Consider the following 12,583-nt stretch of genomic DNA (forward strand, 5'->3'; position numbering starts at 1 on the left):
GCCCGCAGCCATACAGGCGATCGGGAAGGCTTGCCGCGCTCGCGGGTGACACGAACGCCAGCCCTGCGCGGCACCGCCCGTTTCGGCAGCCCGATGTTCTGGGCGCCGTACGTGCATATCGGTGTGTGACCGCGACCAGCGGTCGGCCGGGGCGGGCGGTCAGGGCGGGCAGTCGGGGGGCATCCGGAACACGCCGAACTCCAGGCGCAGCGACTCGTCGGCGGGCAGGGCGATCGCCCGCGCCGACGGATCGGACATCCAGCAGGCGGGCAGGAGGAAGTACCGCTGGTTGGAGTTGATCAGCAGGCGCAGGCCGGTGTAGCGGAAGCGGTACATCGCGCCGGGGTCGGGCAGCGCGGTCTCGGTGATGCCCGGCCCCTCCAGGTTCAGGCGCCGGGCCGCGTAGACCACCGTGCTCGGCAGACTGCGCATGCCGGCCCTCATCCGGTCGGCCTCCCGCTCTCCGCGTGACTGCGCGAAGAGGGTGATCCCCCACAGCAGCAGGAACAGCAACAAGGCCATGCACAGCGTGCGCCGGACGAGCTGGTCGGTGGCGGAGGGCCTGTGGCGCGGGTCGAGCCGCTGCCGCAGGGCGGAGCCGTAGACCAGCAGGAAGACGCCCAGCCCCAGGCAGAGGGGCATGGCGTAGGCCGGCAGCGGCCTCCATCCGGCCACTCCCGCGTAGGGCGGCAGCGATCTCCATTCGCTCAGGCTCGCGTAGGGCGGCAGCAGTCTCCATCCGGCCAGGCTCCCGATGCCCACCGCGGCGCCGGCCACTCCGACGGCGGCCATGACCCTGACCGCCCACTTGGCGAAGGGAGGATGCCGCTCGGCGGAGCGGGTCAGCCACGCGTGCGCGGGCGGCGCGACCAGGGCCACCACCAGGACGAGGATCAGCGGCTCTGCCGCCAGCGTGACGCTGCGCAGCGCGTAGTCCTGCAGGGACAGGCCCAGCATGCTCTGGTCCACGCCGAGGCGGGCGTACATGGTGTTGGTGCGGACCGCCCCGAAGTACACCATGATGGCGGCGATGAAGGTGGTCGGCGTCACGACGTGGGCGAGGATCCGCCACAGGCGGGACGCGTCCTGGCCGGCGCCGCCGTCGTCGTCCGGGGGTTCGGCGGCGGGCGGTGGGGCGGTCACGACGGGCCCGGCGCCGGGCCGGTCTCCTCCGGCGGCGGCTCGGGATTGTCGCCGGGCGCCCCGGTCTGGCCGCCGGTGTCCGGCGGCTCGCCGGGCGGCTCGGTGCCGGGCGCTTCGGAGGACGGCTCGCCCGGCGAAGGCCCGGCGGGCTCCGACGGTTGCGAGGGCCCGGACGAAGACTCGGACGAAGACTCGGACGAGGGCTGCGGGGGGCCGGGCGAGGCGGTGATCGTCGCGCACTCCGGGAGCGTTTCGGCGCCGGACACCACCGCGCACGCGTTCCTGAGGTAGCCGTCCGGGACCTGGCCGCCCTCCCGCTCGATGCGGGCGATGACCCGCAGGACCCTGTCGCGTTCGCCCCGCGCGGCGGCGCTCTCCAGTTCCGCCTGGTCGAGCATGGCGAACATCGGGCGGCGCAGCTGTTCCGGCATCTCCGCCCGGAGCTTGTTCGCGACATCGGCCTGCTCAACCGACTTGTCCCAGTTCCCGGTGTTCGCGTTGATCACCGCGCCGCAGGCGTTGGCCACCGCCTTCTCGCTGTCGGAGCTGCGGGGGTCGGCGGCCACCTGGTTGATCTTCTGCGCCGCCGGCCCGGCGAAGTCCTGTTTCTGGAAGACCTTCTGGCAGTCCATCCCCACCTGCATGGTGGGGTCGGGGAGGTCGCCGGCTTCGTCGGCGTCGTCGGGGACGATCGGGGTGTCCGGCGTGATGACGGGCCGGGCCTGCTTGGGCGCGCTGGGCCCGGCCTCGCCCGCCCCCGAACCGTCCGGACCGCTGCCGCCGCCGCAACCGCCGGTCAGCGCCACGGCGGCGAGCACCGTCGCCACCGCCCGCCAGGACATCCCCACCGTTCCCCCGAATGCTCCACGACCTGTCGGAAACAGGTCATACCGCTGCCAGGCGGACGCCACTCCCGGACGATGCGAAGCTGGGGAATCCTTTGTCCGGGATCGGGGCGGAAGGCGGCCGGGCCGGTGGTCGCGGCCCGGCCGGGTGCGTCAGGCCGGCGGCACCGCGCCGTTCTTGGAGACGGGCACGGCGAGCTGCGAGGCGCCGCTGAGCCGCAGCTCCTCGGCGGGCAGGTTCGCCAGCACCGGGTTCAGGTGCTTCAGTGTCAGCCCCACGATGGGGGTCGCCGGGCTGGAGACGTCGAACTTCTCCAGGTCGACCCAGCGGACGAGGGCGAACACGTCCGCCGGGATCTGGTCGCCGCTCTTCTGCACCGGGACGCAGAGCTGACGGGCGGCGGCCACCTGCACGGTCCTGGGCGGGATCTGGTTGACCAGGACGGGGTTGAGCTGGGTGAGGTTCAGCGCCTTGTTCATCGACGGGTTCGGCGTGTGCGCGTAGCACAGCAGGTCGATGTGCGAGACGACGTTCAGGACGTCCGGCGGCGGGACGACGCCGTTCTTGCTGACCGGCACGCACAGCTGCTGCGGCGAGCTCAGCGTGACGCTGAGGCCCGGCAGGCCCTGCAGGACGGGGTTGAGGTGGCGCAGCGACAGGGGCAGGTTGATCTGCGGGCCGGTCACCCGGTAGCAGGACAGGTCGACGTACCTGACGAAGTCGAGCGCGGGAGACGGCGGGATGACGTTGTTCTTGGCCACCGGCACGCAGAGCTGCTCACGCGGGCCGAGCGTGACCTGCACGGGCGGCTGGTTGGCGAGCACCGGGTTGATGTGTCGCAACGACAGCGCGACGGCCGGCGGCTGGTACGTCGTGGTCTTGAAGCAGTCGAGGTCGAGGCTCGACACGAGCTCCTTGGCCGTCGGCAGCGCCAGGGCCCCGGCGGGGGTCGCGACGAGGAAGGCGGCGGCGAACACGGCCAGACCAGCGGATAAGAGACGTCTTACCGCGGTCGTGGCGTGACGGTGGGGGGCAGGTCTTCCGTTCATCCATCCTCCTGGGCGGTGATGTGCCTTGACTGTGCGCCCGCGCGACCTGCCCGACAAGGTGGATGGCCGCTGTTTGACAGCGCCCTGTCAGCGGGGGGCCGGGGCGGTGAGCGTCCGCCTGCCGGAAAGGCCGTGGCCCGCCCCGTGCTCCCCGGGGTGGGCCACGGCCGTGCTCACGACAGGGTGACGGTCCCGACCAGCACGCGGTGGTCGGAGCACAGGCCGCCCGGATTGCCGGTGCACGTGGTCGCCGGGGCGAGCGAGTCGGCCGCGTAGGCGCCGCTGATCCGGTCGGCCCTGGCGAAGATCATGTCGAGCTTCGTGCCCGAGCCGCAGGGGCCCTTGCCGTCCGGCGTGCTGACGGTCAGCTCGCCGTAGCCGGGGCAGTTGCCCGCGTCGGCGTCGTCTAGCTCGTGGTAGCGGCCGGTGTTGCCGCCGTTGTTGGGGGTGTTCACGGTGGGGGAGTAGTAGCCGTTCAGACGGGCGGCGTCGGGCGGCAGGTTGAAGTCGCCCGCGACGACCACCGTGTCACCGGCCGCGTGGTACGCCTCAAGCCTGGTCAGCACGGCGTCGAGCTGGGCGGCGCGGTAGGCGTCCACGTAGGTGGTGTGCGTGACGCAGAACCGCAGGCCGGGGCGGGACTGCAGGGGGGCGCAGAGCATCTTCCGCTTCTCGGTCTTGCCGTCGTCGGGCAGGGTGATCCGCTCGGCGGCCCCCAGGGGCTGCTTGCTGAACAGGGCGTTGCCGTACTCGCCGCCGCCGCACGGCCCTCCCGCCTGGGCGGGGTAGGTGGCGACGAACCGGGCGAAGTTGCCGTCGTCAGCGGGCCAGCCGGCCTCCCGCAGGCCGGTGACCAGCGCCTGGTACTGGCTCGCGCACAGCTCGTTGAACGAGACGAGCGTCGCGCCCCGCGCCACGATCGAGCCCACGGCGGCCCGGACCATGCCGTTGCCGGTCGAGCCGTGGTTCAGCGTGTTGCCGGCCGCGTTCCAGTGCCAGACGGTGACGGGCGTGGCGGCTCGGGCCGCGCCGGGCACGACCGAGACGGTCAGGACCGACGAGACGATCACAGCGGCCAGGCGCCTGGGAAACCACACGGGCTCGCTCCCCGAAGTCGATGATCAGTGACGTACAGCGGACCAGAGCCGGGTCCGCCGCGTCAACGCCCCGCCGCCGTCAGGCGCGCTCGCGCCAGCCGGACTCCAGGAGGTCGAAGACGGCGTCGAGGGCGGCGCGCGGATCGGGCTCGGCGCCGGCCAGCTCGGGGATCTCCAGCACGTAACGGGCCAGCGCGCGCACGGTCATGTCGGCGGGGTCGCGCCCGGTCTCGGCCGCGATCGCCTCGGCCAGCGGGCCCTCGGCGGCGATCCAGAGCCGGCGCGAGTACTCCCGCAGCGCGGGCGTGCCCACGATCAGGTCGCGTTTGCGCCGCTGCTCGGGAGGCAGGTCGCCGGCGAACGGCCCCCGCTCGGCCAGGCAGTTCCGCAGGGCCGCCAGCACGCTCTGCCCGGGGGGCCGATCGCGGACGGCGGCGGCCAGCCAGACGTGCCGCTCGTCGCCGTCGTCGAAGATCAGCGCGTCTTTGCCGTCGGGCACGTGCGCGAACAGGGTGGCGATGGAGACGTCGGCCTCGTCGGCGACCCGGGCGACGGTGACGCCGTCGTAGCCGTGCTCGGCGAACAGCCGCACCGCGGCCTCGGCCAGGGCCTTGCGGGTCTGCGCCTTCTTGCGTTCGCGGCGTCCTGTCGTCATGCTCTCATCGTAGCAAAAACTAGAATGATTCTGAATTCATAGCGACTACAGAAATGAGCGCTCCCGTGCCCTCCTCCTCCGCGCCCTGGGACGTCCGGCGCCTGCCGTCCGCACAGGGCAGGCACTTCCTGGTCACCGGCGGCAACGCCGGCATCGGCTACTTCGTGGCCGAGCAGCTCGCCGGCACCGGCGCCACCGTGATCCTGGGCAGCCGCGACCCCGCCAGGGCGGAGACCGCCGCGCTGTCCATCCGCGGCCGGGTCCCCGGCGCGCGCGTCCGGCAGGTGCCGCTCGACCTGGCCGACCTCGCCTCGGTCGGGGCCGTCGTCGCGGCGCTGGGACTGCCGAGCCTGGACGCCGTCGTGTGCAACGCCGGCGTGCTGCTCGACGACCCGCCGCGGCGCGAGACGAAGGACGGCCACGAGTTGATGTTCGCCACCAACCATCTCGGCCACTTCGCGCTGGTCGCGCACCTGGCCCCGCTGCTGGCCGCCGCCCCCGCCGCCCGCGTCGTGACCACCGGCAGCCTCACCGCCAGGTCCGAGACCCTGGACCTGGACGACCTGCAGAGCCGCGGCGACGTCCGGCCCAAGCGGGTGTACGCGCGCTCGAAGCTGGCGCAGATGCTCTTCGGCTTCGAGCTGGACCGCCGCCTGCGCGCCGCGGGCGCCACCACGGCGAGCGTGGTCACCCATCCCGGCGGCGCGCTGGACTCCCTGACGCCCTCGCGGCCGGTCCGGCCGCGCACCGCCGGTGAGCGGCTGCGCGGCCTGCCCGCCGGGCTGCTGCTGCAGGGCAAGGAGGCCGCGGCGTGGCCGGCGGTGCGGGCCGTGCTGGATCCGTCCGTACGCGGTGGTGAGCTGTGGGGGCCCAGGGTGCTGGGGATGCGCGGCCTGCCGGCCCGCGAACCGGTGCGCGGGCACATGGCCGACCCCGTGCTGGCGGCCCGGCTGTGGGCCGCCAGCACCGCCCTGACCGGCCTGGACCCCTTCGCGCCCGGCCGCACGCCTTCCGGGTGACCAGCGTCCCCTCGTCGCCGACGCCGTGGTGCTACGCTTCGACGATCGTGCCCGGGTGAGGGCTCAACGACGGCTCAACTCAGGCTCAACGCCCCGATCGCCATGCTCAGGGCAGTCCCACCCGTTCAAGGGGAAGGGCGTCCGGAGGAGATGCGATGACGGGCATCATGGACAAGGCCAGGCCGGCTCTGGCCGGCGAGCTGGAGAGCCTGTGCGGCCGGTGGTCCGAGCGCACGGGGATCACCGTGGAGATCTGGGCGCTGCCCGCCGGTCCCGTGGCGGCGGAGTGGCGGCGGGCCGTGCTGGCGGTCGCGGAGGAGGCGCTGGCCAACGTCGAGGCCCACAGCGGCGCGAGCACCGCTTCGCTCGCCGTGACCGCCGGGCCCCAGGGCCTGCGCCTGACGATCAGCGACAACGGCCGCGGCTTCGCCTCCACGGCTCCGGGCGGCGGCGTCGGCCGGATGCGCGCGGCGTTCGCCGAGCTGGGCGGGCGCCTGTCGGTGCGCGGCGTGCCCGGCGAGGGCGCCACCGTCAGCGGCGCCGTCCCGGCCTAGGAGCGCTCGCCGGGCTGGACGAACTCGGGCTGGTCGAGGACGCGCAGCCAGCTCCCGTCGGGCTGGCGCCGCACGACCTGGGCGCGGGCGCCCGTGCCGTCCTTGGGCGGGGTCGAGGTGAGGGCGAGGTCGCCGCTGACCAGCGTCGGCAGCGGCTGCTCCGGCTCGAAGCGCGGGCGGCCGGCCAGCACCTTCTCCCACAGCTCCTGGATGGCGGCCCGTCCGACGGTGCGGCTGCCGGGTGGGTAGGCCAGCACGGCGTCCTCCTCGTAGAGCGCGGCGACGCCGGCCGCGTCGCCGGCGTTGGAACGCTCGACGAACAGACGGGTGATGTCCTCGGGCTGCATGGCCTTCTCGTATGCGGTCATGGTGCCAGCCTGCCGACTTCCGTTCCAGAAGTCCAACAGATGATTGTGATGGGTAGTACAATTTGAGGTTATGGAACTGAGGCAGCTGGAGTACTTCGTCGCGGTGGCCGAGGAGCGCAGTTTCACCCGTGCGGCCGAGCGGGTGCACATCAGCCAGTCGGGCGTCAGCGCCCAGATCCGGCAGCTCGAACGCGAGCTCGGCGCCGAGTTGTTCGACCGGTCGGCCCGGGTGGCCACGCTCACCGTCGCGGGCAAGGCGGCGCTCGAACACGCCCGCGCCGCGCTGGCCGCCGCCGGCGCGGTGGGCCAGGCGGTGGGCGAGGTGACCGACCTCATCCGCGGCACGCTGACGGTCGGCATGGTGCTCGGCTGCACGGTCACGCCCCTGTTCGACGCGCTGGCCGCCTTCCGCCGGGCGCATCCGGGCGTGGAGCTGTCCCTGCTGGAGGACAACTCCGACAGGCTGGTGGAGGGGGTTCGTGGCGGCGCGCTCGACCTGGCGCTCATCGGCGTCGCGAACGGCGTCCCCGAGGGACTGGAGGCGCTGACGATCGTCAGCGAGCGGCTGGTCGCGGCCGTCCCGCCGGAGCATCCGCTGGCCCGGAGGGGCCGGATCGCCCTGCGTGACCTGCGCGAGCAGGCGATCGTGTGCATGCCGCGCGGCACGGGGCTGCGGGCGGTGTTCGACGAGGCGTGCGCGGCCCAGGGGCTTCGGCCGCCGATCGCGCTGCAGGCCGGCGCCGCCGACGCCATCGCCGGCCTGGCCGTCCGCGGTCTCGGGGTGGCGATTCTCAGCGAGTCGATGGCCGCGCTCCACCGCGACCGGCTCACGGCGCTGCTCATCGACGACGTGCGGACGCCCGCGCTGCTCGCGCTGGTGTGGCGGGAGGGCGGCGGCCCGGCGGTGCGGGCGCTCGTGCCGCACGCCCGCCGCGCGTTCGCCGGCGGCCTCGACGGCGATGGCGATGCCGGTCACGACGGCGAGCCCGATCTTCGTCAGGCTTCCCTTGACACGGCGGCCCGTCAAGGGAAGGCTGACAGCATGATGACACGCAACGAGAGCATCCGCGAGATGACGCCCGTCGAGCAACTGGCGACGAGGTGTTCGTTCTGCGGCACGCCGCACGAGGAGGCCAGGAAGGTCGTCGCCGGGCCCGGCGTCTACATCTGCGACGCCTGCGTCGACCTGAGCCAGCAGATCGTCCAGGCCGAGCTCCGCAAGGCGGAGGGCGAGCCCGCGCCGGCCGGCGACGGCGGCTCGCGCGTCCACTGGGGCCCCGCCCCGGACGACAAGTACGTGACCGGCATGTCCGACGACGACGTGCTGGCCTCCCTGCCCCGCCAGGCCCTCACCCTTGAGCAGGCCGAACGCGACCTGCGCGCCTGGGTGGCCATCCTGCGCGCCCGCAACGTGACGTGGGCCAGGATCGGCGAGGCCCTGGGCATCACCCGCCAGGCGGCGTGGGACCGGTTCGCCGCCGACGTCGAATCCCCATGACGGCTCCAAAACTGCAATCCATTTCATTTTTGCAGTAGAGTCCTGTCATGACCGAAGGGCTTCGCGAGCGCAAGAAGCGCAAGACCCGCCGGCACCTCTCCGACGTGGCGATCGGGCTGTTCGTCGACCGCGGCTTCGACCAGGTCACGATCGCCGAGATCGCCGCGGCGGCGGAGGTGTCGGTGAACACGCTCTACAACTACTTCACCGCCAAGGAAGATCTCGTGCTGCCGCCCGAGGAGGCCTCGCCGCAGCGGCTCGCCGACATCGTGCGCGAGCGCCCGCCGGGCGTGTCGGCGGCGCGGGCGGTGCTGGGCCGCCTGCGCGAGGAGGTGCGCGGGCGCGAGCGCAGCCTGGGGCTGACGGCCGGGTTCGGCCAGGTGCTGGAGATGATGCTGGCCGCTCCCACGCTGCGGGCGCGCCTGGAGGAGCTGGGCCGGCAGATGACCGACGCGCTCGCCGACGCGCTGGCGGAGGAGACGGGGGCCGAGCCGGGCGATCCGCTGCCGCGGGCCGTCGCCTGGCAGATCGGCTGCCTGCACTCGCTGGTGTACGCCGAGGTCGGCAGGCGGGTGGCCGCCGGGCAGGGGCCCGACGCCATCGCCGAGGCCGTGCTGGAGCTGCTGGACGTGACCGAGGGCCTGCTCGGCGAGCCCTTGCTGACCTATGCCGTACGGGAGGGCTGAGCGTTGTTCCGGGTGACCATCCGCGGGAAGTTCGACGGGATCGACGAGGAGGGGCGGGCCGCCGTGCTGGCGGCGCACGACACGGCGTTCACCGAGGAGGGCACGTTCACCCACGACGGCACCGTGTCGGCGTTCACCTTCCGCTGCCAGGTGCCCGCCGGGCCGGACGACGGTGAGCACGAGGCCACCGGGCGGGCGGTCGCGGCGCTGGAGGCGTACGGGGTGCCGTACCGGGTGCTGCAGGTCGCGGTGACCGACATGCGGGACATCAGGATCCGCCGGAAGGGTCGCCGCTGATCCCGCATCTGGGATATCGTCCCGAATATGGGACAGAATCTGGACGAGCGGCTGGCCGGGCGGCTCGCCGAGCTGCGGGTCGAGCGCGACTGGTCGCTCGACGACTTGGCCGGGCGCGCCGGGATCAGCCGTTCGACGTTGTCCCGGCTGGAGCGCGGCGAGATCAGCCCCACCGCCGCCCTGCTCAACAAGCTCTGCGCGGTCTACGGGCGCACGATGTCGCGCCTGCTGGCCGAGGTGGAGCCGGAGCCCGCGCAGGTGGTGCGGGCGGCGTCCCAGGCGGTGTGGCGGGACGAGAGCTCGGGCTTCGAGCGACGTTCCGTCTCGCCGCCGCACCCCGGGCTGCGCGGCGAGGTCGTCGAAGGGCGGCTGCGGCCGGGCGCGGACATCGCCTACGACGAGCCGCCGGTTCCCGGGCTCGAACAGCACGTCTGGGTGCTGGAGGGCGTCGTGGAGATCACCGCCGACGGTCTCGTCCATCGGCTGGAGGCGGGCGACTGTCTGCGGTTCCGCCTGTGGGGGCGGTCGCGTTTCCGCTGCCCGGGGCCTTCGCCGGTCCGTTACGCCCTGGTCGTCGTCCTGCCGTGAGCACCCGAAGGAGCCCTCTCGTGCACACCGTCACCCGCATGTCCGCGCAGGAGTTCGCCGGCAGCGTCGAGGAGCTGGCCGTGCTGCTGGCCGACGCCGTCGACGGCGGCGCCTCGGTCGGCTTCCTCAAGCCGTTCGGCCCGGAGGAGGCCGCGGCCTGGTGGCGGGAACAGGCGACGGCGGTGGCCGAGGGCGGCATGGCGGTGTGGGCCTGCCGCGACGCCGACGGCTTCCTGGCCGGCACGGTCAGCCTGGTCCTTGCCCGCAAGCCCAACTCGCGGCACCGGGCCGAGCTGGTCAAGCTCCTGGTGCACCGCAAGGCGCGCGGGCGCGGCCTGTCCCGCCTGCTGCTGGCCGCCGCCGAGGACGGCGCCGTCGCGGCCGGGGCCGGCCTGCTGGTGCTCGACACCGAGACCGGCAGCGCCGCCGAGCACGTCTACCGCACCGGCGGCTGGACCCGCTACGGCGTCGTGCCCGGCTACGCCGGCGCCCCCGACGGCACGCTGCTCGACTGCAGCTTCTTCTACAAGCGCCTCACGGCCGGCGCGTGAGCCCGTCGGGGCCCCGGCGGGCGGCTCCCGGCGGGGCCCCGCCTAGAATGAGCGTCGGATCTTCATCGGGGGGTTGACGTGCCGTCCTGGGCAGAGCAGGCGATCTTCTGGCACGTCTACCCGCTGGGCTTCCTGGGCGCCGAGCGGGCCGCCGAGCGGGCCGCCGTGCCGCGGGTCACCCACCGGCTCGCGGGCCTGACGCCGTGGCTCGACCACGCCGCCGCGCTGGGCGCCGACGGGCTGCAGCTCGGCCCCATCTTCGCCGCCGAGACCCACGGCTACGACACCCTCGACCACTTCCGCGTCGATCCGCGCCTGGGCGACGACGGCGACTTCGACGCGCTGGTGTCGGCCGCCCACGAACGCGGGCTGCGGGTGCTCCTCGACGGCGTCTTCAACCACGTGGGCCAGGGTTTCCCGCGCTTCCAGCAGGCCCTGCGCGAGGGGCCGGGCTCGTCGGCCGCGCGCTGGTTCCGGCTGCGCTGGCCGGCCGGCGGCGGCGCTCCGGCGCACGACGACTTCGAGGGGCACCAGTCGCTGGTCGCGCTCGACCACGCGGAGCCGGCCGTCGCCGAGCACGTCGCGGCGGTGATGGCGCACTGGCTCGACCGCGGCGCCGACGGCTGGCGGCTGGACGCCGCCTACGCCGTGCCGCCGGAGTTCTGGGCGCGGGTGCTGCCTCAGGTGCGCCGCGGGCGGCCCGAGGCGTACGTGGTGGGGGAGGTCATCCACGGCGACTACGCCGCGTTCGTGGCCGAGACCGGCGTGGACGCGGTCACCCAGTACGAGCTGTGGAAGGCGATCTGGAGCTCGCTCAACGACCGCAACGCCTTCGAGCTGGCCTGGGCGCTCAAGCGCCACACCGCGTTCGCGGAGTCCTTCGCGCCGATGACGTTCGTCGGCAACCACGACGTCACCCGCCTGGCCAGCCGCCTGGCCGACGAGCGCCATCTGCCGCACGCCCTGGCCGTGCTGATGACGGTCGCCGGCACGCCCTCGTTGTACGCCGGCGACGAGTACGCCCTGCGCGGCGTCAAGGAGGAGCGCGAGGGCGGCGACGACGCCGTGCGCCCGGCCTTCCCCGCCTCCCCGCTGGAGATGCCACCGGCCGGCCTGCCGGTCCTCGACCTGCACAAGCGGCTCGTCGCGGTGCGCCGCCGCCACCGGTGGCTGTCCCGCGCCCACACCACCGACCTGGTCCTGTCCAACCAGCTCTACGCCTACGAGAGCCGCTCCGGCGGCCACGCGCTGGCCGTGGCGCTGAGCACCGCCGACGAGCCGTCGCAGGTCACGCTGCCCTTCTCCGGGAGCCTGGCCGCCGGCGACGGCGTCCTGGACGGCTCGCTGCTGACCCTGCCCCCGCACGGCTGGGCCGTCGTCGAACCCTGAACAGGGCGACCTACCTGTAATCACTACGAACAGTAGCGTTCTGGCAACGTTCCGCTACAACGTCGTCGGGGCATCACCATCGCGACAAAGCCGACGCGCTCGCCGACAGGGCGGAGCAACCCGCCGACGCGGGCCCGTCGTGCGTCCCCCGCGAGAGGACTGCCTTCTCATGCCCATGACCCGGCTCCCCCCTGTCCTGTGCGCCGCCGCGCTGGCGGCCGCCACCCTGACGGCCCCCGCCCAGGCGGCCGGCGCCACCACCGGCCCCAGCACCGGCACCGACGCCGCCGCCTGCATCCGGCACCTGGCCAAGAACCACACCTACAAGGACGGTTCCCGCACCTACACCACCGACGGCGCCGGACGGCCCGCCCGGGCCCTGGCCCCCCGATTGGCCAGGAAGGCGGCCGCGCGCAGCGGGTGCGAGGCCACCGTCGGCAACTGGGGCGGCAGCGGCGACTGGCAGGGCGGCCATCTCATCGCCTCCTCCTTCTCCGGCGCCAGCCTGCGCTACAACCTGGTCCCCATGCGTGGCAGGCAGATCAACCAGGGCCTGATGCTCCGCGTCGAGAACGGCGCCCGCGCCTGCCTGGAGGCCAAGGGCGGAGCGGTGGCCGACTACCGCGTCGAGGTGCACTATCCCGACGGCACGACGGTGATCCCCGACCGCATCCACGTCTCCATGGCGGCGACGATCTCCGGGGTGTCCCGGCGGGTCACGGTGACCTTCCCGAACGCCACCCTGTCGGCCCGCGAGCTGGACTCCTGGCACACGAAGATCACCAACGCGTTCCGGACGGCGCACTGCATGAGCGCCTCTGACAAGGCGTAGCCGCCGGTGTT

The 12,583-nt window shown here is 73.6% G+C and carries 15 protein-coding genes; 9 read left to right on the plus strand and 6 right to left on the minus strand.

All coding sequences use genetic code 11. The annotated features are described in order from the left end of the window. Positions 1-159: 159 nt before the first annotated feature. The 5 genes from ACFYUV_RS32340 to ACFYUV_RS32360 form a co-directional block, all read right to left on the minus strand. A complete protein-coding gene (locus tag ACFYUV_RS32340; protein ID WP_387675001.1) occupies positions 160-1,143 on the minus strand; it encodes a hypothetical protein in 984 nt (327 codons plus the stop codon). Beyond that, a complete protein-coding gene (locus ACFYUV_RS32345; RefSeq protein WP_387675004.1) occupies positions 1,140-1,985 on the minus strand; it encodes a hypothetical protein in 846 nt (281 codons plus the stop codon). Before ACFYUV_RS32345 ends, ACFYUV_RS32340 begins: the two co-directional genes overlap by 4 nt. A 156-nt stretch (positions 1,986-2,141) precedes the next feature. Next, positions 2,142-3,038 (minus strand): hypothetical protein, encoded by an 897-nt coding sequence (locus ACFYUV_RS32350; RefSeq protein ID WP_387675007.1) that lies wholly within the window; start codon positions 3,036-3,038, stop codon positions 2,142-2,144. A gap of 173 nt (positions 3,039-3,211) precedes the next feature. Next, on the minus strand, positions 3,212-4,135 hold the full coding sequence (locus ACFYUV_RS32355) for an endonuclease/exonuclease/phosphatase family protein (protein ID WP_387675010.1): 924 nt from the start codon (positions 4,133-4,135) through the stop codon (positions 3,212-3,214). Between the two features lie 79 nt (positions 4,136-4,214). Beyond that, the gene (locus tag ACFYUV_RS32360) at positions 4,215-4,790 is read right to left on the minus strand and encodes a TetR/AcrR family transcriptional regulator (protein WP_387675013.1); all 576 of its coding nucleotides are present in this window, start codon (positions 4,788-4,790) and stop codon (positions 4,215-4,217) included. Between the two features lie 53 nt (positions 4,791-4,843). On the opposite strand from ACFYUV_RS32360, the gene ACFYUV_RS32365 reads away from it, so the two are divergent. Continuing rightward, complete coding sequence (locus tag ACFYUV_RS32365; RefSeq protein WP_387675016.1) at positions 4,844-5,809, plus strand: SDR family NAD(P)-dependent oxidoreductase; 966 nt, start codon at positions 4,844-4,846, stop codon at positions 5,807-5,809. 155 nt (positions 5,810-5,964) lie between these two features. Beyond that, on the plus strand, positions 5,965-6,363 hold the full coding sequence (locus ACFYUV_RS32370; RefSeq protein ID WP_387675019.1) for a sensor histidine kinase: 399 nt from the start codon (positions 5,965-5,967) through the stop codon (positions 6,361-6,363). Here ACFYUV_RS32370 and ACFYUV_RS32375 read toward each other — a convergent pair. After that, the gene (locus ACFYUV_RS32375; protein ID WP_387675022.1) at positions 6,360-6,731 is read right to left on the minus strand and encodes a YybH family protein; all 372 of its coding nucleotides are present in this window, start codon (positions 6,729-6,731) and stop codon (positions 6,360-6,362) included. The genes ACFYUV_RS32370 and ACFYUV_RS32375 overlap by 4 nt on opposite strands. Before the next feature lie 70 nt (positions 6,732-6,801). Here ACFYUV_RS32375 and ACFYUV_RS32380 point away from each other — a divergent pair, with 70 nt between their 5' ends. From ACFYUV_RS32380 to ACFYUV_RS32410, 7 genes are all read left to right on the plus strand, one after another. Beyond that, positions 6,802-8,229: a LysR substrate-binding domain-containing protein gene (locus ACFYUV_RS32380; RefSeq protein WP_387675025.1), complete on the plus strand. Its 1,428-nt coding sequence runs from the start codon at positions 6,802-6,804 to the stop codon at positions 8,227-8,229. Between the two features lie 47 nt (positions 8,230-8,276). Then, entirely contained in the window at positions 8,277-8,915 is a 639-nt protein-coding gene (locus ACFYUV_RS32385; RefSeq protein ID WP_387675028.1) for a TetR/AcrR family transcriptional regulator, read from the plus strand. Between the two features lie 12 nt (positions 8,916-8,927). After that, positions 8,928-9,212, plus strand: coding sequence for a DUF6204 family protein (locus ACFYUV_RS32390; protein WP_387675031.1), 285 nt, complete (start codon positions 8,928-8,930; stop codon positions 9,210-9,212). A 27-nt stretch (positions 9,213-9,239) separates the two neighbouring features. Next, entirely contained in the window at positions 9,240-9,800 is a 561-nt protein-coding gene (locus ACFYUV_RS32395; protein ID WP_387675034.1) for a helix-turn-helix domain-containing protein, read from the plus strand. 20 nt (positions 9,801-9,820) lie between these two features. Continuing rightward, complete coding sequence (locus ACFYUV_RS32400) at positions 9,821-10,351, plus strand: GNAT family N-acetyltransferase (protein ID WP_387675037.1); 531 nt, start codon at positions 9,821-9,823, stop codon at positions 10,349-10,351. Positions 10,352-10,429: 78 nt separating this feature from the next. Next, positions 10,430-11,740: an alpha-amylase family protein gene (locus tag ACFYUV_RS32405; protein WP_387675040.1), complete on the plus strand. Its 1,311-nt coding sequence runs from the start codon at positions 10,430-10,432 to the stop codon at positions 11,738-11,740. 175 nt (positions 11,741-11,915) lie between these two features. Then, positions 11,916-12,572 carry a DNA/RNA non-specific endonuclease gene (locus ACFYUV_RS32410; protein ID WP_387675042.1) on the plus strand — a complete coding sequence of 219 codons (657 nt, stop codon included), beginning with the start codon at positions 11,916-11,918 and terminating at the stop codon, positions 12,570-12,572. Positions 12,573-12,583: the final 11 nt, after the last annotated feature.

This window comes from Nonomuraea sp. NPDC003560, assembly GCF_042878785.1.
Lineage (GTDB): Bacteria > Actinomycetota > Actinomycetes > Streptosporangiales > Streptosporangiaceae > Nonomuraea.

Bases quoted from the DNA above. Each gene is read 5' to 3' on its own strand.
- ACFYUV_RS32350 (WP_387675007.1), bottom strand. From the start codon at position 3,038: ATGAACGGAAGACCTGCCCCCCACCGTCACGCCACGACCGCGGTAAGA.
- ACFYUV_RS32370 (WP_387675019.1), top strand. From the start codon at position 5,965: ATGACGGGCATCATGGACAAGGCCAGGCCGGCTCTGGCCGGCGAGCTG.
- ACFYUV_RS32360 (WP_387675013.1), bottom strand. From the start codon at position 4,790: ATGACGACAGGACGCCGCGAACGCAAGAAGGCGCAGACCCGCAAGGCC.
- ACFYUV_RS32395 (WP_387675034.1), top strand. From the start codon at position 9,240: ATGGGACAGAATCTGGACGAGCGGCTGGCCGGGCGGCTCGCCGAGCTG.
- ACFYUV_RS32380 (WP_387675025.1), top strand. From the start codon at position 6,802: ATGGAACTGAGGCAGCTGGAGTACTTCGTCGCGGTGGCCGAGGAGCGC.
- ACFYUV_RS32410 (WP_387675042.1), top strand. From the start codon at position 11,916: ATGACCCGGCTCCCCCCTGTCCTGTGCGCCGCCGCGCTGGCGGCCGCC.
- ACFYUV_RS32375 (WP_387675022.1), bottom strand. From the start codon at position 6,731: ATGACCGCATACGAGAAGGCCATGCAGCCCGAGGACATCACCCGTCTG.
- ACFYUV_RS32345 (WP_387675004.1), bottom strand. From the start codon at position 1,985: ATGTCCTGGCGGGCGGTGGCGACGGTGCTCGCCGCCGTGGCGCTGACC.
- ACFYUV_RS32365 (WP_387675016.1), top strand. From the start codon at position 4,844: ATGAGCGCTCCCGTGCCCTCCTCCTCCGCGCCCTGGGACGTCCGGCGC.
- ACFYUV_RS32385 (WP_387675028.1), top strand. From the start codon at position 8,277: ATGACCGAAGGGCTTCGCGAGCGCAAGAAGCGCAAGACCCGCCGGCAC.